General features: G+C 61.4%; 23 protein-coding genes. 18 read left to right on the top strand and 5 right to left on the bottom strand.

Going from position 1 to position 24,751, the window contains the following annotated elements; all coding sequences use genetic code 11:
- The first annotated feature begins 46 nt into the window (after nucleotides 1-46).
- Nucleotides 47-967 carry a neutral zinc metallopeptidase gene (locus tag OIU37_RS07755; RefSeq protein ID WP_171604155.1) on the top strand — a complete coding sequence of 307 codons (921 nt, stop codon included), beginning with the start codon at nucleotides 47-49 and terminating at the stop codon, nucleotides 965-967.
- Nucleotides 968-1,023: 56 nt separating this feature from the next.
- Here the strand turns inward: OIU37_RS07755 and OIU37_RS07750 are convergent, their stop codons facing one another.
- Complete coding sequence (locus OIU37_RS07750; RefSeq protein WP_264256993.1) at nucleotides 1,024-2,019, bottom strand: aldo/keto reductase; 996 nt, start codon at nucleotides 2,017-2,019, stop codon at nucleotides 1,024-1,026.
- 373 nt (nucleotides 2,020-2,392) lie between these two features.
- Between OIU37_RS07750 and OIU37_RS07745 the strand changes: the two genes are divergently transcribed.
- Together OIU37_RS07745 and OIU37_RS07740 are read left to right on the top strand one after the other, a co-directional pair.
- Entirely contained in the window at nucleotides 2,393-3,637 is a 1,245-nt protein-coding gene (locus tag OIU37_RS07745; protein WP_180694512.1) for a TCR/Tet family MFS transporter, read from the top strand.
- A gap of 142 nt (nucleotides 3,638-3,779) precedes the next feature.
- Nucleotides 3,780-5,183: an MATE family efflux transporter gene (locus OIU37_RS07740; RefSeq protein WP_264256991.1), complete on the top strand. Its 1,404-nt coding sequence runs from the start codon at nucleotides 3,780-3,782 to the stop codon at nucleotides 5,181-5,183.
- Nucleotides 5,184-5,198: 15 nt separating this feature from the next.
- On the opposite strand, the gene OIU37_RS07735 is transcribed toward OIU37_RS07740, so the two are convergent.
- Together OIU37_RS07735 and carA are read right to left on the bottom strand one after the other, a co-directional pair.
- Nucleotides 5,199-5,519, bottom strand: a complete 321-nt coding sequence (locus OIU37_RS07735) for an antibiotic biosynthesis monooxygenase (protein ID WP_171604150.1) — start codon at nucleotides 5,517-5,519, stop codon at nucleotides 5,199-5,201.
- Between the two features lie 128 nt (nucleotides 5,520-5,647).
- The gene (gene carA / locus OIU37_RS07730; protein WP_264257460.1) at nucleotides 5,648-6,853 is read right to left on the bottom strand and encodes a glutamine-hydrolyzing carbamoyl-phosphate synthase small subunit; all 1,206 of its coding nucleotides are present in this window, start codon (nucleotides 6,851-6,853) and stop codon (nucleotides 5,648-5,650) included.
- A gap of 269 nt (nucleotides 6,854-7,122) precedes the next feature.
- Here carA and OIU37_RS07725 point away from each other — a divergent pair, with 269 nt between their 5' ends.
- A complete protein-coding gene (locus OIU37_RS07725; protein ID WP_003541620.1) occupies nucleotides 7,123-7,578 on the top strand; it encodes a GatB/YqeY domain-containing protein in 456 nt (151 codons plus the stop codon).
- Nucleotides 7,579-7,581: 3 nt separating this feature from the next.
- Here the strand turns inward: OIU37_RS07725 and OIU37_RS07720 are convergent, their stop codons facing one another.
- A complete protein-coding gene (locus OIU37_RS07720; protein ID WP_171377530.1) occupies nucleotides 7,582-8,472 on the bottom strand; it encodes a hypothetical protein in 891 nt (296 codons plus the stop codon).
- Nucleotides 8,473-8,780: 308 nt separating this feature from the next.
- Complete coding sequence (locus tag OIU37_RS07715) at nucleotides 8,781-9,080, bottom strand: hypothetical protein (RefSeq protein WP_171604148.1); 300 nt, start codon at nucleotides 9,078-9,080, stop codon at nucleotides 8,781-8,783.
- 61 nt (nucleotides 9,081-9,141) lie between these two features.
- Between OIU37_RS07715 and dnaG the strand changes: the two genes are divergently transcribed.
- The 14 genes from dnaG to OIU37_RS07645 all read left to right on the top strand — a co-directional run bounded on the left by dnaG (nucleotide 9,142) and on the right by OIU37_RS07645 (nucleotide 24,751).
- A complete protein-coding gene (gene dnaG / locus OIU37_RS07710; RefSeq protein ID WP_264256988.1) occupies nucleotides 9,142-11,151 on the top strand; it encodes a DNA primase in 2,010 nt (669 codons plus the stop codon).
- Nucleotides 11,151-13,010, top strand: a complete 1,860-nt coding sequence (gene recQ, locus OIU37_RS07705) for a DNA helicase RecQ (RefSeq protein ID WP_264256985.1) — start codon at nucleotides 11,151-11,153, stop codon at nucleotides 13,008-13,010. Before dnaG ends, recQ begins: the two co-directional genes overlap by 1 nt.
- Before the next feature lie 70 nt (nucleotides 13,011-13,080).
- Nucleotides 13,081-13,809, top strand: coding sequence for a bifunctional 2-polyprenyl-6-hydroxyphenol methylase/3-demethylubiquinol 3-O-methyltransferase UbiG (locus OIU37_RS07700; protein ID WP_264256983.1), 729 nt, complete (start codon nucleotides 13,081-13,083; stop codon nucleotides 13,807-13,809).
- A gap of 66 nt (nucleotides 13,810-13,875) precedes the next feature.
- Complete coding sequence (locus OIU37_RS07695; protein ID WP_168314092.1) at nucleotides 13,876-15,063, top strand: glycine C-acetyltransferase; 1,188 nt, start codon at nucleotides 13,876-13,878, stop codon at nucleotides 15,061-15,063.
- A 169-nt stretch (nucleotides 15,064-15,232) separates the two neighbouring features.
- Nucleotides 15,233-16,270 (top strand): L-threonine 3-dehydrogenase, encoded by a 1,038-nt coding sequence (tdh, locus tag OIU37_RS07690; RefSeq protein WP_011652887.1) that lies wholly within the window; start codon nucleotides 15,233-15,235, stop codon nucleotides 16,268-16,270.
- A gap of 9 nt (nucleotides 16,271-16,279) precedes the next feature.
- Nucleotides 16,280-16,627, top strand: coding sequence for a GFA family protein (locus tag OIU37_RS07685; RefSeq protein ID WP_264256969.1), 348 nt, complete (start codon nucleotides 16,280-16,282; stop codon nucleotides 16,625-16,627).
- Between the two features lie 467 nt (nucleotides 16,628-17,094).
- Nucleotides 17,095-19,152, top strand: coding sequence for an RNA polymerase sigma factor RpoD (gene rpoD, locus OIU37_RS07680; RefSeq protein ID WP_018074040.1), 2,058 nt, complete (start codon nucleotides 17,095-17,097; stop codon nucleotides 19,150-19,152).
- 208 nt (nucleotides 19,153-19,360) lie between these two features.
- On the top strand, nucleotides 19,361-19,654 hold the full coding sequence (locus OIU37_RS07675) for a GYD domain-containing protein (protein ID WP_003541605.1): 294 nt from the start codon (nucleotides 19,361-19,363) through the stop codon (nucleotides 19,652-19,654).
- Nucleotides 19,655-19,829: 175 nt separating this feature from the next.
- Complete coding sequence (locus OIU37_RS07670; protein ID WP_168310695.1) at nucleotides 19,830-20,567, top strand: DUF930 domain-containing protein; 738 nt, start codon at nucleotides 19,830-19,832, stop codon at nucleotides 20,565-20,567.
- 35 nt (nucleotides 20,568-20,602) lie between these two features.
- Nucleotides 20,603-21,712 carry a DUF930 domain-containing protein gene (locus OIU37_RS07665; RefSeq protein ID WP_264257459.1) on the top strand — a complete coding sequence of 370 codons (1,110 nt, stop codon included), beginning with the start codon at nucleotides 20,603-20,605 and terminating at the stop codon, nucleotides 21,710-21,712.
- Nucleotides 21,713-21,821: 109 nt separating this feature from the next.
- The gene (locus OIU37_RS07660; RefSeq protein ID WP_171598430.1) at nucleotides 21,822-21,983 is read left to right on the top strand and encodes a hypothetical protein; all 162 of its coding nucleotides are present in this window, start codon (nucleotides 21,822-21,824) and stop codon (nucleotides 21,981-21,983) included.
- A gap of 106 nt (nucleotides 21,984-22,089) precedes the next feature.
- Entirely contained in the window at nucleotides 22,090-22,887 is a 798-nt protein-coding gene (locus tag OIU37_RS07655) for an APH(3') family aminoglycoside O-phosphotransferase (RefSeq protein WP_168314090.1), read from the top strand.
- A 77-nt stretch (nucleotides 22,888-22,964) separates the two neighbouring features.
- A complete protein-coding gene (locus OIU37_RS07650) occupies nucleotides 22,965-23,771 on the top strand; it encodes an AraC family transcriptional regulator (protein WP_168314375.1) in 807 nt (268 codons plus the stop codon).
- A gap of 83 nt (nucleotides 23,772-23,854) precedes the next feature.
- Nucleotides 23,855-24,751 (top strand): DMT family transporter, encoded by an 897-nt coding sequence (locus tag OIU37_RS07645; protein WP_264256936.1) that lies wholly within the window; start codon nucleotides 23,855-23,857, stop codon nucleotides 24,749-24,751.

Here is a 24,751-nt window from a genome sequence, read left to right as displayed (position 1 = left end):
TATAACTCCTTGAGCGCAAGCACAGGCATTGCCGGGGAGAGCGAAGATGGAATGGAGAGGCCGGCGTCAGTCCGACAATATCGAGGATCGCCGTGGCGGTCCGACCGGCGGCGGTTTCGGCCGCGGCGGTGGCTTCAACTTTCCTTCCGGCGGCGGCGTTCGCCGCGCCGGCGGCGGTCTCAGCATCGGCACGATCATCTTCCTCGTCGTCATTTATTTCATCTTCAAGATGATGGGCATCGATCTGCTGCAGGTGCTCGATACCGGCGGCACGACGAGCGGTCCGGGCTACGAGCAGAGCCAGTCCGGCGGAACACGTGCGCCCGCCAATGACGAGATGACCGCCTTCATGCGCACCGTTCTTGCCGAGACCGAGGATACCTGGCAGGGCATCTTCCAGGCGCAGGGCCAGAATTACGAGGAGCCGCGCCTGGTGCTGTTCTCGGGCTCGACGGCCTCGGCCTGCGGCTCCGCATCATCTGCAACAGGTCCTTTCTACTGCCCCGGTGACCACAAGCTCTATCTCGATACCGAATTCTTCCAGGAGCTTTCCGACCGCTTTGGCGCTTCGGGCGATTTCGCGGAGGCCTATGTCGTTGCCCATGAGGTCGGCCATCACGTGCAGAACCTGCTCGGCATCCTGCCGAAGTTCAACCAGGCCCGCCAGCGCATGAGCGAGGCCGACGCCAACAAGATGTCGGTGCGCGTCGAGCTGCAGGCCGATTGCTTTGCGGGCATCTGGGGCAAATATACCCAGCAGAAGGGCCTGCTCGAGTCAGGCGATCTGGAGGAAGCGCTGAACGCAGCCCAGCAGATCGGCGACGATTCACTGCAGAAGCGGTCACAGGGTTACGTCGTCCCGGAAAGCTTCAACCACGGTACCTCGGAGCAGCGGGTCAAATGGTTCAAGCGCGGCTTCGACAGCGGCCAGCTGTCGGCCTGCGATACGTTCTCGGGACCGGTTTGAAGAGAGATGAAGGGGCGCATGGCACGAAGCACATCGCAGCCCCTTCCACTCCTTGCTTACTTCTCGCTGTCCATATGCTGCAGCATATGCTCGGGATAACGCCCACCCGCCGCCGCGTCTTTCGGCACGGCGCGTTCGATGACGGCGAAGTCTTCTGGCGACAGATCGACTGCGCGTGAGCCGAGCGCCTCGGTCAGCCGGTCGCGGCGGCGGGCGCCGATGATCGGGAGGATGTCCTTGCCCTTGGCGGCGACCCAGGCGATGGCGATCTGGGCGACCGAGACGCTCTTTGCCTGGGCGATCTCGCGCAGCTTCTCCACCAGAGCGAGGTTCTGCTCGATATTGCCTTCCTGGAAGCGTGGGCTGTAGGCGCGGAAATCGCCGGCCGTTCCGCCCTGGCCCTTCTGCCAGTGGCCGCTGATCAGGCCGCGCGAGAGCACGCCGTAGGCGGTGATCGAAATACCGAGTTCGCGTGTCGTCGGCAGGATCTTCTCCTCGATGCCGCGCGAGATTAGCGAATATTCGATCTGCAGGTCGACGATCGGGGCGACAGCGGCGGCGCGGCGGATCGTGTCGGCGCCGACTTCCGACAGGCCGATATGCCTGACATAACCTGCCTTGACCATGTCGGCGATGGCGCCGACGGTGTCCTCGATCGGTACGTTGGGATCGAGGCGGGCGGGACGGTAGATGTCGATATAGTCGACGCCGAGGCGCTGCAGCGTATAGCTGAGGAAGTTCTTCACCGCGACCGGGCGGGCGTCGATGCCGCTCCAGCCGCCGACGGGATCGCGCAGGCCGCCGAACTTGACGCTGATGACGGCTTCCTCGCGCCTGCGGCCCTTCAATGCCTCGCCGATCAGCATTTCGTTATGGCCCATGCCGTAGAAATCGCCGGTGTCGAGCAGGTTGACGCCGGCATCGAGCGCGGCATGGATCGTCGCGATGCTTTCTGCGCGATCGGAGGGGCCGTACATGCCCGACATGCCCATGCAGCCGAGGCCGATGGCCGAGACATCGGGTCCAGTCTTTCCCAAGCGATAGGTTTGCATGGTCTTCTCCTTCGTCCTCGCCCCGAGCGGCGCTGTCGATATCGTTCTACCGCATTCGCGTTCGAGCGATAATCGGACGGCATCGAACAGGCTGTGCGGGAAAATGTACAATGGGCGATCCTTTGAGAGATCTGGATGCCGTCGCGGCAATTGCAAGGGAATGCGTCGCCCGGCGATTCGCTTGGCGGCTTTCGGTCTCCTGAAGCTGGAACGGCAGCGTGCGCCCTGCGGTTGAGGCGTCTCGTGAACTTCCCGTTGAGCATTATCAAAAACTTTGAAATGTTCACGGATTGTTTCGGTTTCTTTTCTGAGCTATGTCATTTTCTCGGCGATGAGATCGTCTTTTCAGAACCAACCGCTGTAGAGATGCCTCATGCTTGACCCCAAATTCGTTCGACGCGGCCTTTTCCTGGTCTTCATCATCCTTTTCCTCGACATTATCGGCATCGCCATCATCATGCCGGTGCTGCCCGCCTATCTGGAGCAGCTGACCGGCGGCAGCGTCAGCGATGCGGCGATCGACGGCGGCTGGCTGATGCTGGTCTATGCCGGCATGCAATTCCTGTTCGCGCCACTGCTCGGAAACCTGTCCGACCGTTTCGGCCGCCGGCCGATCCTGTTGCTTTCGGTGCTGACCTTCGCGATCGATAATTTCATCTGCGGCATTGCCACCAGCTTCTGGATGCTGTTCGTCGGCCGCGTGCTTGCCGGCATCAGCGGCGGCAGCTTCGCCACCTGCTCGGCCTACATCGCCGATATCAGCACGGAGGAGAACCGGGCGAAGAATTTCGGGCTGATCGGCATCGCCTTCGGCGTCGGCTTCACCATCGGCCCCGTCGTCGGCGGTGTCCTCGGCGAATTCGGCCCGCGTGTGCCCTTCCTCGGTGCGGCTGCGTTGTCGCTTCTCAATTTCATCGCCGCCTGCTTCCTGCTGCCGGAAACGCTGGAGGCGAAGAACCGCCGCCGGTTCGAGTGGAAACGCGCCAATCCGCTCGGCGCGTTGCGCCAGATGCGCCACTATCCCGGCATCGGCTGGGTCAGCCTTGTCATGTTCCTGTTCTTCCTGGCGCATGCCGTCTATCCCTCGGTCTGGTCGTTCGTCTCGACCTATCGCTACGGCTGGAGCGAGGGACAGATCGGCCTGTCGCTCGGCATTTACGGCATCGGCGCGGTGATCGTCATGGGGCTGGTTCTGCCGCGGATCGTGCCGGTGCTCGGCGAGTGGAAGACCGCTCTTCTCGGCCTCTGCTTCTCGGCCGTCGGGCTCACCGGCTATGCCTTCGCCTGGGAAGGTTGGGTCGTCTATGTCATCATCGTTGCAACTGTCATGGAAAACGTCGCCGATCCGCCGCTGCGCAGCATTGCCGCCGGCATGGTGCCGCCATCGGCGCAGGGCGAGCTGCAGGGCGCGCTCACCAGCCTCAGCAGCATCACCACCATCGCCGGGCCGCTAATCTTCACGCAGATGTTCGGCTACTTCACGCGGCCCGAGGCACCGGTCACCTTTGCCGGCGCGCCTTATCTTGCCGCCGCCCTGTTCATCCTGGTGGCCGCCGGCGTGTTCCTCCTGCGGGTCCGGGTCCGTCAGCCGGCCGAGGCGCTGGAAGCGGCCGGTTGATCGATCAGAAACGCTGATGTGATGATGAATTTTTCATCATTTGCCTCATTTGGGGTAGTTCTTTGCAGGGCTTTGCTCTAAGCCCGGATGATATTTCGCCACAAGTTGCGGCGACGCATATTTCAATCACAGGACTGGTGTCATGGACACGCCGATCGACGCGCGCAGGCTTGCGCCGACAACCGATAATCGTTGGAGCGCACATTTCCGTGCAACGCTGGCGCTCGGCATTCCGTTGATCGGCGCTCAGCTTGCCCAGCTCGGCATCAACACCACCGATGTGATGATCGTCGGCCGCCTTGGCGCCGAACATCTGGCGGCGATGGTGCTTGCGGCACAGTTCCTGTTCACGATCCTGATCTTCGGTTCGGGCTTTGCTATCGCCGTCATTCCGATGGTGGCGCAGGCCTATGGCCGCGGCGACCTCGTCTCGGTGCGCCGGTCGCTGCGCATGGGTCTGTGGGTGGTGATCGCATACTGGGTCCTCATGCAGCCCGCCTTCTTCAATTCGGAGCAGATCCTTCTTTGGGCGCAACAGAAGCCCGAGGTGGCGAAGCTCGCCCATGGCTACATCATGATCGGCCAGTTCGGTGTGCTGCCAGGCCTGCTCTTCAACGTCATGCGCTCGCTCGTCAGCGCCATCGGCAAGGCGGGTGTCATCCTCAACGTCACCATCGCCACGCTGGTGATGAACGCAATCTTCGCCTACATGCTCGTGCTCGGTCATTTCGGCTTTCCGGCGATGGGGCTCGAGGGTGCTGCGATCGTTTCGGTCGTCGTGCAGACGGCAGGCTTCCTCTTCATCCTGGCTTTCGTGCAGCGGCGGGAAGAGACGCGGCGCTACGAGATCTTCGTGCGGTTCTGGAAGCCCGACTGGCATGCGCTGCTGGAGGTCATCCGGCTCGGTTTCCCGATCAGCGTCACCATCCTTGCCGAGGTCAGCCTGTTCACGGTGGCCTCGCTGCTGATGGGCTATATCGGCACCATCGAGCTCGCCGCTCATGGCATCGCGCTGCAATGGGCCTCGATCGCCTTCATGATCCCGCTCGGCCTCAGCCAGGCGGCAACGGTGCGTGTCGGCGTGGCACATGGCCGGGGCGATTACGAGGGGTTGGTGCGCGCCTCGATCACCGTGCTTATCCTCGCCTGCGCCATATCAGCCGCCGGCGGCGTGCTCTTTGCGGTGGCGCCGCAATTCCTCGGAAGCTGGTTCCTCGACGTCAGCTCGCCGGAGGCGCCTCAGGTGCTTGCCTATGCCGGGCCGTTGATCGTCGTTGCCGGGCTTTTCCAGCTCGTCGACGGGTTGCAGGTGATGGCCAATGGATTGCTGCGCGGCCTCAAGGACGCACGCGTGCCGATGATCATGGCGTTGATCGCCTACTGGCCGATCGGCTTCTTCCTTGCCTGGGCCTTTGCCTTCCCGCTGGGTTTCGGTGGCATCGGCATCTGGTTCGGCTTCCTCGTCGGGCTGGCCGCCGCCGCCGTCATGCTCTGCGCGCGCTTCTACCTTCTTCTTCGCCGGGAGGGAGTGACGGCCGGTGGCTAGCCGGCCGTTTTACCCTCAAGCCGCGACAGGTTTGTAGCTGGCGATATCGGCGCGAATGCCGAGGCGCGCAAACATTTCCTGCGGATCGAAATTGGCGGCCTTATGAGCGGCCGCCACGGCTGCTCGCGCGCGCTCGACGACTTCGGTATTTTCCCATTCGGCAATCGTGACGAAATTGAATTCGCCCGGACCGGCGACCTGCTCCAGCACCCTGTGATCGATGAAACCGTCCTGCGCCTCCAGCAGCTTGTGGGTCATCATTACTTTGACGAGAAATTCCTCTCGCGCCGCTGCCGGCACGATGAACTTGTCCACTCGAAAGAAAGCTCCGCTCATCCATTCTCTCCTGCATCGATGTTTGCAGGCAGATCTGTAATTCCTCAAGTTAAGTTGAGGTCAATATACGGAGGAAGAAAAAGGGCCCACTTATGTGAGCCTTGATCAGAAGTGGGCATTTTTGAAATTCAGCGTTCGGCGAGCGCCGGTTCGCCCTTCTTTTCGCGCACCATGTTGATGAAGCGACGGAAGAGATAGTGGCTGTCCTGCGGGCCCGGAGAGGCTTCCGGATGGTGCTGGACGGAGAAGACCTGCTTGCCGAGGACGCGCAGGCCGCAATTGGTGCCGTCGAAAAGCGAAATATGAGTCTCTTCAACGCCATCCGGCAGCGACTTCGAGTCGACTGCGAAGCCGTGGTTCATCGAGACGATCTCGACCTTGCCGGTCGTGTGGTCCTTGACGGGGTGGTTGGCGCCGTGATGGCCCTGATGCATCTTCTCGGTCTTCGCGCCAAGTGCCAGGCCCAGCATCTGGTGGCCGAGGCAGATGCCGAAGACCGGGATATCGGTCTTGATCAGCGTCTTGATCACAGGCACGGCATAGTCGCCGGTTGCCGCCGGATCGCCCGGGCCGTTCGACAGGAAGATGCCGTCCGGCTGCATGGCGAGTACGTCTTCGGCGCTCGTTGCGGCCGGCATGACAGTCACCTTGCAGTCGAGGCCGGCAAACAGGCGCAGGATGTTGCGCTTGACCCCGTAATCGAGGCAGACGACGTGGTATTTCGCGTCTGTCGCCTTGAGTTCACCGTAACCTTCGTTCCACACCCACGGCGTTTCGGCCCATTGCGAGGACTGGCCCGAGGAGGCGCTCTTGGCGAGGTCGAGACCTTCGAGGCCACTCCAAGCTTTGGCTTCGGCCTTCAGCGTCTCGATATCGAAGACGCCGTTCGGATCGTGGGCGATGACCGCGTTCGGAGCGCCGTTCTCACGGATCCAGGCGGTCAGCGCGCGCGTGTCGATGCCGCAGAGACCGATGACGCCGCGCGCCTTCAGCCATTGGTCGAGGTGCTTGGCGGCGCGGTAGTTCGAGGGTTCAGTGATGTCGGCCTTGAAGATGACGCCGACGGCGCCATGGCGGGCGGCGGGCGTCAGATCCTCGATGTCTTCATCATTGGTGCCGATATTGCCAATATGCGGGAAGGTGAAGGTGACGATCTGGCCGAGATAGGAGGGGTCCGTCAGGATCTCCTCATAGCCGGTGAGCGCTGTGTTGAAGACGACTTCGGCCGGCACCTTGCCGGTGGCGCCGATGCCCTTGCCTTCGATAACCGTGCCGTCGGCAAGAACGAGCAGGGCGGTCGGCTTTTCGATTGTCCAGGGTGCTGTCGCGGTCATCTTCATCCCGTTTCCGGCAGGTGGGCGCGTTGTCGCGCTCGTCGCCATTTGATTTCGCAGGCGTGTGGACACGGCAATGCCGCGCGCTTCAGGCCTGATCACGAATTTTGGTGCAGGTGGCGGTAAATAGCCACGCAATCGCTTAGCGTCAATCTTTGTAGCCGAGATCGTGGCCGTTTTCCTGCGCTTTATCGCATCGACCGCGCAATTTATTTGATCCGCCGCATCAGCGTGGTTTATGAAGCGGCATCAAAACAGGAGTGAAGACCATGCTGCGCGATCAACTCGCCACCCAGCTGAAAGAGGCGATGAAGGCCAAGAATGCGGAGCGGCTTTCCACCGTCCGGCTGATTCAGGCCGCGGTCAAGGACCGCGATATCGCCAACCGGGGCACCGGCAAGGAGCAGGCGAGCGACGACGAAATCCTGCAGATCCTCGCCAAGATGGTGAAGCAGCGCGACGAATCGGCAAAGATCTACGAGGAGAATTCCCGGCCGGAGCTCGCCGCCAAGGAGCGCGCCGAAATCATCGTCATCCAGGATTTCATGCCGAAGCAGCTTTCGGACAGCGAAGTGCGCGCCAACGTCTCGGCGATCATCGCCGAGACAGGTGCCGCGGGTGCCAAGGACATGGGCAAGGTGATGGCGGCGTTGAAGGAGCGTTACGCCGGCCAGATGGATTTCGCTAAGGCGTCGGCGACCGTCAAGGAACTATTGAACGGATAAGCCTCAGATAACCTTTCTTGCCTGCGGTTCGTCAAGGACCGCAGGCCCGAGCACCGCTTCGGCGGCGGCATCGATGATGGCGAATTTCGCCGCCTGATAATTCCAATATTCACGGATGAAGTGGGCCGACAGCCAGAAGTCGCCCTTGCGGGAGGGTTCCGTCCAGCCGATGCTCTCCATGGTCGCTGCCTGCGTCAGAAGCCGCTTCAGGTGGGTGTTGGAGATCATGAACTGTTCGCGGATTTCCCTAAGCGACAGAGGGCCGAGCACGACGCGGTCGGCCGTCCTTGGAAATTTGGGAAGGCGCGAGATCAGGTAGTCCATCACCAGCCCGCCGGTGTTCGCCCAGTTGAAGAGGTTGAACGTGGCGCCCGGACTGCGCACCCGTTCGCTGCCGATGATCGCCCTGGCGATCAGCGGCTGGATCGCTGCCATCATCGCCGAGGGATCGGCGGCAATCTTATCCGCGCGCTTACCGCCGTCGAGGCTGTCGAGGATCATCATATGGGTGACGAGCCATCGGGTGAAATGCTGCTCGGCGATTTCGGTGGGCTCCAGGTAGCGTGTGCGCTTGTCGGGGCCGGGAACGGCTCGCAGGAAGCGATAGGCCAGCATTTCCTGCATGAAGGCCGCGGCCGTATTGCGGCTGGCAATGTCGTTCCTGACCGCGAAATCGATGAAGCGGCCGGAATAGAGGCCGCCGCTCTTTCCGTCTTCGGAATAACCGTAATGAAGCGCGAAGCCGGCATGGGCCATCAGCCAGCGCTGTTGCGCGGCGAAGATCGAGGCGATGCGCGGGCTCTCACGATAGATGGCGAGCATCTGATCGGCGCAATGCAAGATCGCAGCGAGAAAGCGATCGTCGGCTGCAAGATTATCCGCGGTAAAAGCCATTTGGAGAGGTCCAGGGAGTTCGGCGCATACATCTTTCATGCAAGCGCCGCCTGTCAACGATTTTATCGATAAGCGGTTAATTTCAAAGGGAGAGTTGTCGCAAGGAGAGCCAAAATTTAAGAAGGCAGGAGCTGGGGGCGCTCCTGCCTTCTTGCTCTTTGCTTCCACCGGCACGCAGGGCCGAAGCCCAAGCCGGAGGGTATTTGCAAAGGCACCCTTGCGAAGCGGCGCCGGGGGTAGGGATGGTGCTTCGCTCGGGGATCGCTTTGTTGAGATCGAACTTATTGCGGGCTGGCTGCATATTCAAATTACAAAAAAATAATGATTGGCGAAAACGGCGGTTTGATGGGCATTAAAGCGGAGGCTGAGTTGTTGGCTTGAAGACGGGGATGCTCAAATATAGGAATGAATAACTTACTGTTTTTAAATGACTTACTCAAATTTTTCGAAAAACTGCGGCTCTTCGTTGAGCACTCGCGGCGATGGAGTTCCCGGTCAGCGGGGACAATAATGTCGCACCCCTGTCGCAGGGGCGATAACGTGTTGTTGATTGGAAAACCGACGTCGCAGGCAACGGATGCACTTGCCTGTGAATAGCGGGTTTTCATGACAAGTTTCGTGGCATGGAGCGCCAAAGCAGCTTATATGGAGAGTGGCCAAGAGGTATAAATGCGCTTTTCCAACACCTTTCTCGATGAGATCCGCGACCGCGTTCCGATTTCGAACGTGATCGCGCGCCGCGTCAGCTGGGACAAGCGCAAGACCAACGTGTCGCGCGGCGATTACTGGGCCTGCTGCCCGTTCCACGGCGAGAAATCGCCGAGCTTCCACTGCGAGGACCGAAAGGGCCGCTACCACTGCTTCGGCTGCGGCGTCACCGGAGACCATTTCCGCTTCCTGACTGAACTTGAAGGCCTGAGTTTCCCCGAGGCGGTACAGCAGATCGCCGACATCGCCGGCGTGCCGATGCCGCTTGCCGATCCTGTGATGGAGAAGCGCGAGAAGGAGCGCGGCTCGCTGATCGACGTCATGGAAATGGCGACACAATTTTTCCAGGACCAGCTGCAGACGGCGAATGGGGCGAGGGCGCGCGCTTATCTGCGCGACCGCGGATTGACGGGGCGTACCATCGAGACCTTCCGTCTCGGCTATGCGCCCGACAGCCGCAATGCGCTCAAGGAATTCCTCGCCGGAAAGGGTGTCTCCAAGGAGCAGATCGAGGCCTGCGGTCTGGTCGTCCATGAAAACGTGCCAGTTTCCTACGATCGTTTCCGCGACCGCATCATGTTCCCGATCCTTTCGTCGCGTGAAAAGGTGATCGCCTTCGGCGGCCGCGCCATGTCGGCTGACGCGCCGGCCAAATATCTGAACTCCAACGAGACGGAGCTCTTCCACAAGGGCAATGTCCTTTACAATTTCGCCCGTGCGCGGCGCGCGATCCAGGGACCGGGTCGCGGCGATCCTCAGGACGAGAATGCGACCGGCACCATCATCGCCGTCGAAGGCTATATGGACGTGATCGCGCTGCATCAGGCGGGCATCGAGAATGCCGTCGCGCCGCTCGGCACGGCGCTCACTGAAAACCAGCTCGAGCTGCTCTGGAAGATGGTGCCGCAACCGGTGCTCTGCTTCGACGGCGACGGCGCCGGCATCCGCGCCGCCAATCGCGCCGCCGAACTGGCATTGCCGCATCTGAAGCCCGGCCGTTCCGTTCGCTTCGCGCTTCTGCCCGATGGCAAGGATCCCGACGATCTTGTGCGCGATGACGGGCGCGCGCCTTTCGACAAGGTGATGAGCCAGGCAAAGCCGCTCTCCGAGATGCTGTGGAGCCGGGAGGTCAACACCGGCAAGTTCGACACGCCCGAGGCGCGCGCCGAGCTCGAGGCGCGGCTGAAGCAACTGGTCGCCGTCATCGCCGACGAGAACGTCCGCCGCCACTACCAGCAGGATATTCGCGATCGGCTGAGCGCCTTCTTCCAGCCGCAGTTCCAGAACCGCAACAATGGCGATCGCCGCGGCGGCTTCAACGGCAACGGCAATTACCGGACGGGCCGCGACAATGCGGGCAAGGCAGGGCCGAAAAGCCCGAGCGTCATTTCCGAAAGGCTCGCCCGATCGGGTCCCGTGCGCGGCCACCAGAACAATACGGCGCTGCGCGAAAGCGTGCTGGCGCTGACCGTCGTCAATCACCCCTCGCTGATGATCGACGATTATGACGAGATCGCCGCGATCGAATATGACAGCCGCGAGCTACAGCGGCTCTGGTCGGCGATGCTGGGGGCCGCCGCTGCCGTCGCCGGCCCGCATCTGACGCGCGAATATCTGACCGAAAGGTTGGAATTCGAAGGCTTTGGCCCGCTTATCAAGAGCCTGGACCAGCAGGTGCGCAATGCCCGGCTATGGATCGCGACCGAGCAGGCGGCGATGGAGGATGCGCGTGAGGGATACCGTCAGGCGCTGGCCTCCCACAAGCGGTCGAAGGCGCTGCGCCGGCAGAAGATCGAGCTTGAGCGCGAGATCGCACTGGCAACCGAAGCCGGCGACGGCGAGGCGATCGTTCAACTGATGCGAGCGCAGCAGGAAGTGCATTTCGAAGGGGTGCGCCTTGAGAACCAGGAGGCGATCATCGATGGCTTCGGCGTTCTTTCCGGCCGCGTCAAAGGGGCGGCGAACCACTGATGTCGCTGACCGAACCGGGTTTTTCCGCTTCTGGCGCGCTGTTTTCTTCCGGCCGCTCGCCGCTCGATATCCTCAAGCAGGTCTATGGCTATTCCTCCTTCCGCGGCAAGCAGCAGCAGGTGGTCGACCATGTGGTTTCCGGCGGCGATGCTGTGGTGCTCTTTCCCACCGGTGCCGGCAAATCGCTATGCTTCCAGATCCCGGCGCTCTGCCGCGACGGCGTCGGCATCGTGGTTTCGCCGCTGATTGCGCTGATGCGCGATCAGGTGGAGGCGATGAAGCAGCTCGGCATCCGGGCGGCCGCGCTCAATTCGTCGCTGTCGCGCGAGGAGTTCGTCGAGGTTCGCCGCGCGCTTTCGGCAGGCCAACTCGACCTTCTCTACGTGACGCCCGAGCGCATTTTGACCGATGGTTTCCGCGATCTGATCGCCAACGAGAAGATCGCGCTGTTTGCCATCGACGAGGCCCATTGCGTCTCGCAATGGGGCCATGATTTCCGGCCGGAATATCGTGCGCTCGGCCGGCTCGGCGAGCAATATCCCGGTGTGCCCAGAGTGGCGCTGACGGCGACGGCCGATCCGCATACACGCGACGACATCATCGAGCGGCTGGGGCTCGATGCCGCCCGGATCTTCACCACCAGTTTCGACCGACCGAACATTGCCTACGAGATCGTCGAGCGTGATCAGCCGCGCCAGCAGCTGTTGCGGTTCCTGTCCGGCCACAAGGGCGACAGCGGCATCGTCTATTGCCTGTCGCGCGCCAAGGTCGAGGATACGGCCGAATGGCTGAACGGGCAGGGCATTCGCGCGCTTGCCTATCATGCCGGCATGGACAGGGCGGTTCGTGACGCCAATCAGGATGCCTTCCTGAAAGAAGAGAACCTTTGCCTGGTCGCCACCGTTGCCTTCGGCATGGGCATCGACAAGCCGAACGTGCGTTATGTCGCCCATCTCGACCTGCCGGGTTCTGTGGAAGCCTATTATCAGGAGACGGGGCGCGCCGGGCGCGACGGTCTGCCGTCCGAGGTCTGGATGGCCTATGGCATGGCGGACGTGATCCAGCGCGGCCGGATGATCGACGAGGGCAGTGCCGCCGCTGAAATCAAGCGGGTCGAGCGCGCCAAGCTCAACGCATTGCTGGCGATTTGCGAGACCGCCTCCTGCCGCCGCCAGGCGATCCTTGCCCATTTCGGCGAGGCGCATGCCGGCCAATGCGGCAATTGCGACACCTGCCTGAAACCGGTCGAGACCTGGGAGGGCACGGAGGCGGCGATCAAGGCGCTGGCCGCCATCTATCGCACCGGCGAGCGTTTCGGCGCTGGCCATGTCGTCGACGTGCTCCTTGGCAACGTCAACGAAAAGACCGAACGGTTCGGCCACACCGAAATGCCGGTCTTCGGGGCCGGCAAGGATATTCCGGCGCGCGTCTGGCAGTCGGTCTTCCGCCAGTTGCTTGCCATGGGGCTGATCCGCGTCGACCACGAGGCCTTCGGGGCGCTGAAGTTGGAGCCGGAGGCGCGTGCTGTCTTCAAGCACGAGCGGCCGGTATTCTTCCGCAAGGACCGGCCGGCCTCGGAACGGCGCACGAAGAAGGCGGAGCGCAACGAGCGCAAGTCGGGATTATCGGGCGCCGACGGCAGTCTCTTCGAGGCGCTCAGGGCCGAGCGCATGGCGATCGCGAAATCGCTCGGCGTGCCGCCCTATGTCGTCTTTCCCGATACGACGCTGATCGCCTTTGCCACCGAGAAACCGCGCAGCCGCAAGGAATTGCTCGTCATATCAGGCGTCGGGCAGGCGAAGCTCGAACGCTACGGTGATGCCTTCCTCGAAATCATTCTCTCCCACGACAAGGGCTGAACGGCTCACGGCTGATCCTTGAGGTCGGAAGAGGGGGCATGGTAGATGCTGGCCCTTAAGGAGAGAGCTAATGGCGCAGAATATCTACGACAAGCCAGAATTCTTTCACGGATACAGTCAGATGCGCCGCTCCGTCGATGGTCTCGACGGAGCATCGGAGTGGCCGGCGGTGCGCGCGTTGCTGCCCGATCTTGCCGGCAAGCGTGTTGTCGATCTCGGCTGCGGCTTCGGCTGGTTTTCGCGTTTTGCCGTGAGCCAAGGTGCTGCGAGCGTGCTGGCGCTCGACATTTCGGAAAAGATGATCGCCAGAGCGCGGGCCGATACGGCGGATGCCGCGATCACCTACGAGATTGCCGATCTCGAGCATCTCACGCTTGCTCAAGCCTCTTTCGATTTCGCCTACAGCTCGCTGGCGCTGCATTATATCGAGGACTTCGCCGGTCTCGTCGCGACCGTCTATCGCGCGCTTTTACCGGGATCGCATTTCGTCTTCACCATCGAGCACCCGATCTTCATGGCGCCGACCAACCCCGCCTGGGCAGCCGGTGCCGAGGGGCGCCGCATCTGGCCGCTCGACCGCTATTCCGTCGAAGGTCCGCGCACCACAGACTGGCTCGCCAAGGGTGTGGTCAAGCAGCACCGCAAGCTCGGCACGACGCTCAACGCCTTGATCGCGGCCGGTTTTGCCATTCGCCATGTCGAGGAGTGGAGCCCGAACGAAGATGAGCTCCACGACAATCCAGATTGGGCGGAGGAGATGGACCGGCCGATGTTCCTGCTGATTGCGGTTGAGCGCTGAAGAAGACAAGCCGGCGGCAATATGCTAACCCGGCGGGCAAATGGAAATCTCTGGGAAAGGCCGTCCATGACCTCGCAATTTCTCTCCCATCTCAACAACGAGATCTCAGCGCTGAAGGATGCCGGCCTCTACAAATCCGAGCGCGTCATCACCTCCAAGCAGGCGGGCGAGATCGCGATTTCCACCGGCGAACGGGTGCTGAATTTCTGCGCCAACAACTATCTCGGCCTTGCCGACAACGAGGAACTGGCCGAGGCCGGCAAGCAAGCGCTCGACCGATACGGCTATGGCATGGCCTCGGTGCGCTTCATCTGCGGCACGCAGGAAGAGCATAAGCAGCTCGAAGCGCGTATCTCCTTCTTCCTCGGCATGGAAGACACGATCCTCTATTCCTCCTGCTTCGACGCCAATGGCGGCCTGTTCGAAACGCTGCTCTCCGAAGAGGATGCAATCATCTCGGACGCGCTAAACCACGCCTCGATCATCGACGGCGTCAGGCTTTCGAAGGCCAAGCGATTCCGCTACGCCAACAACGACATGGCGGCGTTGGAAGAAGAACTGAAAAAGGCCGAAGGCAGCCGCTTCAAGCTGATCGCCACCGACGGCGTCTTCTCGATGGACGGCATCATCGCCAATTTGGGCGGCGTCTGCGATCTCGCCGAGAAATACGGGGCGATGGTCATGGTCGATGACAGCCATGCCGTCGGATTCGTCGGCAAGAACGGCCGTGGGTCGCCGGAATATTGCGGTGTCGAGGGCCGGATCGATATCATCACCGGCACGCTCGGCAAGGCGCTCGGCGGCGCCTCGGGCGGTTATACTTCGGCGAAGGCCGAGGTTGTGGAGTGGCTGCGGCAGCGTTCGCGGCCCTATCTGTTCTCGAACACGCTGGCGCCCGTCATCGCCGCCGCCTCGCTCAAGGTGTTCGACCTCATCGAAAACGGTGATGCCCTGCGCAAGCGCCTTTCCGACAATGCTGAGCTGTTTCGCAGCGAAATGACCAAGCTCGGCTTCACGCTTGCCGGCGAAGGCCATCCGATCATTCCTGTCATGCTGGGTGACGCCAAGCTCGCCCAGGATATGGCCAGCCTGATGCTGAAGAAGGGCATCTATGTCATCGGCTTCTCCTTCCCCGTCGTGCCGAAAGGGCAGGCCCGCATCCGCACGCAGATGTCGGCGGCGCATTCGCGGGCGGATGTGGAAAGGGCGATCGCGGCCTTTGCCGAGGCAGGGCGGGAACTGGGTGTGATTTGAGAATGGGGTTTGCTCCTCACCCTAACCCTCTCCCCGTGAAAAACGGGGAGAGTGGACGTGCCAAACACAGCGTCGAGGTTGACGAAGCCGGTGCATCTTGCTCCCTCTTCTCCCCGCTGGGGAGAAGAGGGAATAGCAAAGTCAGATGCCAACCAGAGTGGGAATAGTTATGTCGAACATGATGAAGGCACTGGTCAAAGCAAAACCCGAGGTCGGGCTCTGGATGGAGAATGTGCCGGTGCCCGAGGTCGGGCCAAACGATGTGCTGATCCGGGTGAAAAAATCGGCGATCTGCGGCACCGACGTCCATATCTGGAACTGGGACCAGTGGGCACAGAAGACCATTCCGGTGCCGATGGTGGTCGGCCATGAATTCTCCGGCGAGATCGCCGAGATCGGTTCGGCGGTCACCCGCTATCATGTCGGCGAGCGGGTCTCCGGTGAGGGGCATATCGTCTGCGGCAAGTGCCGTAACTGCCGGGCGGGCAGGGGGCATCTCTGCCGCAACACGCTCGGTGTCGGCGTCAACCGCCCAGGCTCCTTCGGCGAGTTCGTCTGCATTCCCGAAAGCAATGTCGTGCCGATCCCGGATGATATTTCCGACGAGATCGCCGCGATCTTCGATCCGTTCGGCAATGCCGTGCACACCGCGCTTTCCTTCGATCTCGTCGGCGAGGACGTGCTCGTCACTGGCGCCGGGCCGATCGGCATCATGGGTGCGCTCGTCGCCAAGCGATCCGGCGCCCGCAAGGTCGTCATCACCGATATCAATCCCCACCGGCTGGAGCTGGCGCGCAAGCTCGGCATCGACCACGTCGTCGACGCATCGAAGGAAAACCTCGCCGACGTGATGAAGGCGATCGGCATGACGGAAGGATTCGACGTCGGGCTGGAAATGTCGGGGGCCGCACCTGCCTTCCGCGACATGATCGACAAGATGAACAATGGCGGCAAGATCGCCATTCTCGGCATCGCGCCGGCGGGCTTCGAGATCGACTGGAACAAGGTGATCTTCAAGATGCTCAATCTCAAGGGCATCTACGGCCGCGAGATGTTCGAGACCTGGTACAAGATGATCGCTTTCGTCCAGGGCGGCCTCGATCTCGCGCCCATCATCACCCACCGGATCGGCATCGACGATTTCCGCGACGGCTTCGAGGCGATGCGGTCGGGCAATTCCGGCAAGGTTGTGATGGATTGGATGTGAGGAGACGACATGCTCTATGAAGGAAGCTGCCATTGCGGCAATGTGGCTTTCGAGGTCGAAGGCGAATTCACCGAGTCGCTCGACTGCAATTGTTCGCTTTGCCGAAGGCGTGGCGGACTTCTCGCCTTCGTGCCGCGCGAGAAACTGGTGCTGACAACGCCGGAGGACAATGTCTCGACCTATACTTTCCACCAGCATGTCATTCGGCATCACTTCTGCGCCAATTGCGGCATCGCGCCGTTCGGCGAGGCTGTGGGTCCGAACGGCGCAGCCATGGCTTCGATCAATCTGCGCTGTATTCCCGCGGTCGATATCGGCGCGCTGACGGTGAAGGCGTATGACGGCGCGGCGCGTTAGCCGATATCCGTCAGGCAATGGCGAATATATTCTCGGCACAACTGCAAAAATGGTGGAAGCAACTGGTGCGGCGGGCAAAATTCTTGCTGCCCTTGTCTTTTGTTCGCCGCATCTTAAATAAGGGTTCGCAATCGCTGCCGCGGTTCAAAGCCTGTGGATAAGGCTTTTTCCGTATTTTTGTGGGCTTTTTCTCTGGAAAAGCTTGACGAGAACAAAAAATGTGGGAATCACCGTTCGACTTGTTGAATGGTGAACTGGGTCAAGGCGGATCGCGCAACCATGACCGGAAATCCAAAAGCAAGAAAGCTTTGCTGTCCGGTGCCGGTAATCGTGGTTAATCAGGCTTTAAATGTCATCCCGTTAGGTGGGCAAAGGTGATTCGAGGGCGGCGCGTGCGGCGCGTCAGGCCCTGAGACAAGCCGTTCACCGTAGCGAGATTGGATAGCGTCAGGAAGGCGACGATATAAATGGCAACCAAGGTCAAAGAGAACGAAGACGCGGAAGTCGAACGCGACGGCGCAAGCGACGGCCCTCTTCTCGATCTTTCCGACGACGCGGTCAAGAAGATGATCAAGGCCGCCAAGAAGCGCGGCTATGTGACAATGGACGAGCTTAACGCGGTCCTGCCGTCCGAAGAAGTGACGTCCGAGCAGATCGAAGACACGATGTCGATGCTGTCCGACATGGGCATCAACGTCATCGAAGACGAGGAAGCCGAGGAAGCCGGTGCTTCCGGCGGCAGCGATGACGACGACGCCGGCGGCGACGAGGAGAGCGAAGGCGGCGAACTCGCGCCTTCGAGCGGCACGGCGCTTGCGACTGCCAAGAAAAAAGAACCGACCGACCGTACCGACGATCCGGTTCGCATGTACCTGCGCGAGATGGGCTCGGTGGAGCTTCTTTCCCGCGAGGGCGAAATCGCGATCGCCAAGCGTATCGAGGCCGGCCGCGAGACGATGATCGCGGGTCTCTGCGAGAGCCCGCTGACCTTCCAGGCGCTGATCATCTGGCGCGACGAACTCAACGAAGGCACGACGCTGCTGCGCGAGATCATCGATCTCGAAACGACCTATTCCGGTCCTGAAGCCAAGGCTGCGCCGCAGTTCCAGAGCCCCGAGAAGATCGAGGCTGATCGCAAGCTCGCCGAAGAGAAGGAAAAGACCCGTCGCGCCCGCTCCGGCGACGACGACATCACCGATGTCGGCGGCGAAGGCCTGCCTCCCGAGGAGGAGGAAGAGGACGAGGACGAATCCAACCTTTCGCTGGCGGCGATGGAAGCCGAGCTTCGCCCGCAGGTAATGGAGACGCTCGACACGATCGCCGAGACCTACAAGAAGCTGCGCAAGCTGCAGGACCAGCAGGTCGAGCAGCGGCTGTCGGCTTCCGGCACGCTGTCCACTGCCCAGGAGCGCCGCTACAAGGAACTCAAAGATGAGCTCATCAAGGCCGTCAAATCTCTGTCCTTGAACCAGAATCGCATCGATGCCCTCGTCGAGCAGCTCTACGACATCAACAAGCGCCTCGTTTCCAACGAGGGCCGTCTGCTGCGTCTGGCCGAATCCTACGGCGTCAAGCGCGACAGCTTCCTGGAGCAGTATCAGGGTGCTGAACTCGATCCGAATTGGATGAAGTCGATCGGCAATCTGGCCGCCCGCGGCTGGAAGGAATTCGCCAGGGGTGAAAACACGACGATCCGCGACATTCGCCAGGAAATCCAGAATCTGGCGACCGAAACCGGTATCTCGATCTCGGAATTCCGCCGCATCGTCCATATGGTGCAGAAGGGTGAGCGCGAAGCGCGCATCGCCAAGAAGGAAATGGTCGAAGCAAACCTTCGCCTCGTCATCTCCATCGCCAAGAAGTACACGAACCGCGGCCTGCAGTTCCTCGACCTCATTCAGGAAGGCAATATCGGCCTGATGAAAGCGGTCGACAAGTTCGAATATCGCCGCGGCTACAAGTTCTCGACCTATGCGACGTGGTGGATCCGTCAGGCAATCACCCGTTCGATCGCCGACCAGGCCCGCACGATCCGCATTCCGGTGCACATGATCGAGACGATCAACAAGATCGTCCGGACATCGCGCCAGATGCTGCACGAGATCGGCCGCGAGCCGACGCCGGAAGAACTGGCCGAAAAGCTCGCCATGCCGCTCGAAAAGGTCCGCAAAGTCCTGAAGATCGCCAAGGAGCCGATCTCGCTCGAAACCCCGGTGGGTGACGAAGAGGATTCGCATCTCGGCGATTTCATCGAGGACAAGAACGCGCTGCTGCCGATCGACGCCGCCATCCAAGCAAACCTGCGTGAGACGACGACCCGCGTTCTCGCCTCGCTGACGCCGCGCGAGGAACGTGTTCTGCGCATGCGCTTCGGCATCGGCATGAACACCGACCATACGCTCGAAGAAGTCGGCCAGCAGTTCTCGGTCACCCGCGAACGTATCCGCCAGATCGAGGCGAAGGCGCTGCGCAAGCTGAAGCATCCGAGCCGTTCCAGGAAGCTGAGAAGCTTCCTGGACAGCTAGGGGCTTCGCCGCCGCCGCTCTCATTGGAAAAGCCGGGCTTCGCGCCCGGCTTTTGCTTTTCGTGATTAATACCAATGATCCCGGCGCCTTTCTTGTCCCTCTGCGGTGACAGGATTATAATCCGGCCACGGGGGAAGGGATCACTCGCGACACGCGAGCGAGGGTCGACGTTACCTGCGTGGGCCAATCCTCCGTCAGGAGGTGCGACATGACCACTTACATTCTTTTGATCAATTGGACGGATCAGGGCATCCGCAATGTGCGCGACTCGGCAAAACGGCTCGATGCCGCGAAGAAATTGCTCACCAGCGTCGGGGGCTCCATCAACCAATTCTACCTGACGATGGGCGGGCATGACATGGTCGCCGTCTGCGAGGCGCCAGATGACGCCGTGATGGCGCATTTTACCCTTTCGCTGGCGATGGGCGGCAATGTCCGCACGGAGACGCTGAAGGCATTCCCGGAGGCCGCCTACCGGGATCTCATCGGCTCGCTCGGATAACCGGAGCCGGAGATCGTCGATCTTAGATGTTGCGGAGCACTCGCTGCGCTGGCAGTGTCGCGGCGTGCTTCAATTTCCGCGGCAGGCTCCGGCCCGACTTTTCGGCAAGCTCATGATGAAAGCGCTCCTCAGTTTCATGATCGTCACCGCTCGTTCGACAGCCGCTTCCTGACCGATGGAACTGGCGGCGGACAAATGGGATGACGGGATCCGGCGGGGCGCTGCTGCGTCGTTCGCACTGCATATCGTTGCGATTCTGCTTCTGCTGCTACTGCTGCCGAAGGCGGAGCCGCCGCTGCCATTGCCGGATGACGGTCTCTCGGTGGAGATCGTCCCGCAGGCCGCGGAACAGCTGAAAATGCCCGAGCCCGCCAAGACGCCTTCGCCGGAACAGGCAAAGCCTGAGGCGGCAAAACCCGAAGCCGAGCCGGCGGTGCCGGTTACCAATAATCCGCCAGCTGCGGTAATGCCTTCTGTGGCACCGATTACTTTGCCGGTGCAAAAGCCGGCGGAATTCGTCAAGGCAAGGCAGCTGTTTTCCGACAAGCTCCTTGCCGATCCACGCAGCCGCCGCGCCCGCGAGGCACTACGTGGGCTTGCCGGCAGCGAGCGCAATCTGCAGCTCTGTGACTTGGAGGCGCTGGAGCAGGTCCGCCGGGCGCACCCGGCCATGGCGCCGGATATGCTTGCCCCCTATGCGATGGTGGCGGAGAAGGTCAGCGGTAACAGCGTCGAGGTCAGGGGCGGCGCCTTCCGCAGCAAACGGAAGTGGTACAACATCCAGTTCAAATGCGAGCTCGATGCCGGCTCCGGTAAGGTCGCGTCCTTCGCCTTCCTCGTCGGCGATGCCATTCCGCAAGGGGAATGGCAGGAGCACAATCTGGTCGCCGACGATGGCGCGGTCGACCAATAACCCTCATCGCTGCTCGATCACGCGGTTTTTTTCTTTTGTGGCTTGATGCTGCCGGCTTTAAAGGCCACATCGCTGCTGTGACAGAAGAAGACGTAGAACCGGCGGAAGCGCAGCACGAAACGGGAAAGCAGCGGCCTGAAATCCGCTGGGGCGTCGTCGCGTCCGTTGCTGCCCATATTCCTATCGTTGCTCTTCTGATTTTCGGGCTGCCGAAGATCGAGCCGAAACCTCTCGAAGACGAGAGCGTGAAGGTTGAGCTCGTTCCGCCGCCGGAGGAGAAGAAGCCGGAGCCCAAGCCCGAGGTAAAGCCACCGAAGCCGAAGCCACCGGAAGAGGCTAAGAAGGAGCCACCTCCACCTCCACCACCGCCTCTGCCTCCGCCGCCTCCGCCCGCCAGCAAGACTCCCGAGCAAGCTAAGCCGAGGCCTATGCCGACCCTGAACCCTGTCATCGAGTTTGGTGACAGGAATAGCGGTCCCGAAAAATCGCTCGCGGGAAATTCTTCTCGAGGCGAAACCAAACCCGCAACAACTCCGCCGCAGCACGATGCCGAACCTGAGCAGATGCCGACACAGGCTGCTGCGGAAAAACCTGAAACTGAGACGCCTGCTTCAAAGCCCGTCCCAGATGATGTGAAGCTTCCAGAGGTTGCAACAACAGACGTTTCTCCAAAGCCCAATGGGCCGCCGACAGACGTGTCTGGCGAAGCCACGACGAGTATCGATCAGGCCAGACCGGCGGAGCAGAAGGCCGCTGAAAAGCCGAAAGCAGTCGCTAAAAACAACGATCTGCCGAAGGCAAAAACGCTGTTTTCGCGCATGGGGGATGGCAATTTGTTTGCGCAGACTGCGATCGATGGCCTTCCGCGCAAAGAGCGAGTGGCCACGCTTTGCACTACCGAGCTTCAGGGCCAACTCGTTCACGGTTCGCCGAGTTATTTTCCATCCGCATTGCCTAGTTTCGGGTTGCGCAGCGGTACCGTCCTTGATGTCCCGGATGCAGCCTTTGGCACAGCCAAAGGCTGGTACCACGTTCGTTTCCGCTGCGAGCTGGATGAGGGAGCCACGAAAGTCGTGTCGTTCGCCCACGAAGTTGGCGGATTGATCCCCCGCAGTCAGTATGCGAAGTATGAAATCCGTGACTAGTCCTTGCGATCCTGGATTGCGGCCTTATCAGGAACAAGCCACGCGCAAGGAACCGCACCTAGCCTCTTCTCATGGCCGTGATGATTCCGGTGAAGAAGGGGACAATGATATGTCAAACGAGATTGAGCATTTTTTTGAGCGTCAGGACGAAGCCGTGAGCGCGGTGTTCTTGGAGAACAAGGGCGACGAGCTGACAGATATTCTGGTGGCTGCTCTGGAAGAGGCTTTCGAAATCCTTCTCGAAGCCGCCCCAGCCGAAACCGTTCATTGAGGTCGCAGAAGGATCGTTCAGTCTGCCAATGTGTGCTGACTGGTCGCGCCGCTTGCGCTGTCCCGCCTTGTCGGGATAATGCGCCAGCATCAACGGCCTAGATATCATGTCGATTTTCCAAGAGGATCAACCACCGTCGGCGGGCGTGCTTGATGCCCGTCTGGCTGGTTACCGGTTCGAACGCGATGCGCTCGGCCGTTCCGCTGCGAGCGTTTTTCGGCTGGAAGCTCTCGGATTGCCGACGCTTTATCTGAAGGTCGAAGAGGTCGGTCCTTTTGGCGAACTCGCCGATGAAGCGGCCAGGATTCGCTGGGTCAAAGCTTCCGGTCTGCCTTGTCCCGATATCATTGCAGAGGATAGCGACGGCGTGCGCAACCGGCTGCTAATCAGCGCGCTGCCCGGGAGTGATCTCGCCAGTGCATCAGTGCTGACGCCGCTTGCGCGGGTTGAACTGCTGGCTGCGGCACTTCTTGACCTGCATCGCCTGCCGATCGCATCCTGCCCGTTCGATCATCGGCTGGAGAGGCGTATCGCTGTGGCAAAAGCGCGGATGCAGGCCGGTATCGTCGACGAGACCGATTTTGACGAAACGCGGCTTGGAAAGAGTGCTGAGGCCTTGTTGGCCGAACTTGAACGCAAGAGGCTTGGCCGCGAGGATCTCGTCGTCACCCATGGCGACGCCTGCCTGCCGAATTTCATCGCGTCGGAAGAGGGATTTTCGGGTTATATCGACTGCAGCCGGCTCGGCGTCGCCGACCGCTATCAGGATATCGCGCTCGCCTGCCGCAGCATTGCCCACAATTTCGGCGAGGCGCTGGTGCAGCCCTTCCTCGAACGTTACGGCACGCCGGCCACGGATCCGGCAAGGCTGGATTATTATCAGCTGCTCGACGAGTTCTTCTAGGCAGCCCAGTCTGGCTACGATTGCGTCATCGCACTGCGGCTGGCAGAGTGGCCGGCGATCGGACCTGCGGGCAGATGATGGCGAGAAATCAGTTCAGGATGTTGCGCTCGGCGCTATCAGGCGTCGAAGCCGTGGCGGCGGAAACGCATCACAGCTTCGCGCGCCACACCCATGAGCAATTCGGCATCGGCTTGATTTCCGCCGGTGCTCAGTCATCGCTCAGCGGCCGCGGTATGGTGGAGGCCGAGGCCGGCGACATCATCACGGTCAATCCGAACGAGGTGCATGACGGCGCGCCGATCGGCGAGGGGCGGTCGTGGCGCATCCTCTATTTCGATCCCGCCATCGTCAGCGGTCTTTCACGAGAGATCAGCGAAAGCGGGGTAGGGCGATCGGAAATTCCGCATCCCGTCATCCGCAACGCGGCGATCGCCGCCCGCTTCGAAACGCTGTTTGGCGCGGTGACCGGCGATGGAGCGGCGGACGAGTTGCTGCATGAGGAACTGCTTCTGCAACTCGTCGCCGATGTCATGCGGGAGCGCTCTGGTACCGAAGAGCGGCCACTTGTGCCGGCGTCGATCCGCGCGGCCCGAAACCTGATCGACGACGACCCGCTTGCCGCCGTCTCGCTTGCCGATCTCTCCAGGGAAAGCGGGCTCAGCCGCTTCCAAGTGCTGCGCGGTTTTGCCAAGGCGACCGGCCTGACGCCGCATGCCTATCTCGTCCAAGCCCGCATCCATATCGCCCGCCGGCTGATCGCTCAGGGCATGCCGCTTGCAGAAGCTGCCTTTGCCAGCGGCTTTGCCGACCAGAGCCACATGACGCGCGTCTTCGTGCGCAAATACGGTCTGTCGCCGCGGCTTTATGCCGGCGCCTTTCTCTGAGCAGCTGCTTTGCACCTGCAATTTCGTTCAAGACCTCGACCGTCTCCTACTGTTTTCTCGGCGCATCCAACAGGAGACGCCGAATGGCGAGGCAGGTTCAAGGTTATGTCTATCTGGCGCTGGCCATGCTGACTGTGGGGAGCACCGTCATTGCAAGCAAGCTCATCGCATCAAGCCTGCCGCCGTTCAGCGCCACCGCATTGCGCTTCGCCATCGCCTTTCCTGTTCTTCTCCTGCTGATGTGGGCGACCGGCGCGCGGCTGCCGAGGTTTTCCCGGCATGACCGCCTCATCCTCATCATTCAGGCGGGTGCCGGCAGCGTCGGTTATACGACGCTGCTGATCTCCGGCCTCAGCCTGACCTCGGCTGCCGATGCCGGCGTCATCATCGGCACGTTGCCGGTGGTGTCGGCCGCAATCTCCATCCTGCTGCTTCGCGAACGGCCGCAGCGTGCCCTGCGTCTGGCCGTGGCGCTTGCGACGGCAGGCGTGCTCTCGATCGCCTGCACACCGGATGCGGCCGGCGGATCGCTCGCCGGCAATGCATTGATCTTTTGCGCCGTCGTCTGCGAAGGATTGTTCATCCTGCTGAACAAACGGCTGAAGACGGAGGTTGCGCCGCTTGCCCTGTCGACGCTGATGGCCGGCATCGGCTTCATTGTTGCCGCCATCCCGGCTATTTTCGAAGCGCCTTTCGCAGATGGTATTTCGGCAAGCGCTTTCGTCGCCGTCGTCTACTATGCGCTGGTGCCGACCATCGGCGGATTTCTGCTGTGGTATGCGGGGGCAGAAAGGGTGAGCGGCACGGAGGCCGCTCTCTTCACCGCGGTGGCTCCAGTTTCCGCCGTCATGCTTGCCTTCATCATCCTTGGCGAGCCGGTCGGGCTCAGCCAGATCGCCGGCATGGCCTGCGTGCTTGCGGCCGTGCTCGGGCTTGCCTTTGCCGGGAGCCGTAGCGCGAAACTTGCCGGAGGGAGATAG

Source organism: Rhizobium sp. BT-226, from assembly GCF_025847085.2.
GTDB classification, from domain to species: domain Bacteria; phylum Pseudomonadota; class Alphaproteobacteria; order Rhizobiales; family Rhizobiaceae; genus Rhizobium; species Rhizobium sophorae.
Note: the sequence above shows the minus strand (reverse complement) of the source record. Positions and strands in the feature narration are given on the sequence as shown.